The organism is Janthinobacterium aquaticum (assembly GCF_009208565.1).
Classification (GTDB): domain Bacteria; phylum Pseudomonadota; class Gammaproteobacteria; order Burkholderiales; family Burkholderiaceae_D; genus Janthinobacterium.
Map to the genome: position 1 here is coordinate 1 of NZ_WFLK01000078.1, position 237 is coordinate 237.

A 237-nucleotide genomic window follows, 5' to 3' on the forward strand; every position below is an offset into this window, starting at 1 on the left:
GCTACACCATCAGCGATGGCAAGGGCGGCAGCAATACCTATGTGGTCAATATCGTCATTGATCCGGTCAACGATGCACCAGTCGGCAGCGGCACCACGATTACCACGCCTGAAGACACGGTCAAGACCGGCAATCTGCCACCCGCGAGTGATGTGGATGGCGACACCGTTACCTACACCAAGGCCAGCGATCCGTCGCATGGCACGGTTACCGTCAATCCGGATGGCAGCTACAGCT

General features: G+C 58.2%; 1 protein-coding gene. It reads left to right on the plus strand.

Going from position 1 to position 237, the window contains the following annotated elements; all coding sequences use genetic code 11:
* The coding region (locus GCM43_RS25980) for an Ig-like domain-containing protein (protein WP_193315759.1) at nt 1-237 on the plus strand (237 nt) is incomplete at both ends.